Source organism: Xanthomonas arboricola pv. guizotiae (assembly GCF_002940205.1).
In the GTDB taxonomy this organism is placed as follows: domain Bacteria; phylum Pseudomonadota; class Gammaproteobacteria; order Xanthomonadales; family Xanthomonadaceae; genus Xanthomonas; species Xanthomonas arboricola_C.
In genome coordinates this window covers 1-373 of the sequence record NZ_MDSK01000133.1, presented here as the reverse complement: position 1 = coordinate 373, position 373 = coordinate 1, and the positions used below count along the sequence as shown (strand labels likewise).

At 61.1% G+C, this 373-nt stretch carries 1 protein-coding gene; it reads left to right on the top strand.

Annotation, left to right across the window (positions count from 1 at the left end):
- Positions 1–347, top strand: a 347-nt coding sequence (locus XarbCFBP7408_RS22170; RefSeq protein ID WP_146093846.1) for an IS3 family transposase, incomplete at its 5' end; no start/stop codon positions are given.
- Between the last annotated feature and the right edge of the window lie 26 nt (positions 348–373).

Below are 373 nucleotides of genomic sequence, written 5' to 3'. Positions count from 1 at the left end.
TGCTGTCGGCGGTGTGGCGGCGCAAACCCAGCGCTGGTTGCCTGGTTCACTCGGACCAAGGGTCGGTCTACACCAGCGATGACTGGCGCAGTTTCCTGGCGTCCCATGGCTTGGTGTGCAGCATGAGTCGGCGTGGCAACTGCCATGACAACGCACCGGTGGAGAGCTTCTTTGGTCTGCTCAAACGCGAGCGGATCAGGCGGCGGATCTACCCCACCAAGGACGCCGCACGCGCCGAGGTGTTCGACTACATCGAGATGTTCTACAACCCACAACGCCGTCATGGTTCAACTGGCGACCTGTCCCCTGTAGAGTTTGAACGGCGCTACGCGCAACGAGGGTCTTGAGTGTCTACGGAACCCTGGGCGTATCA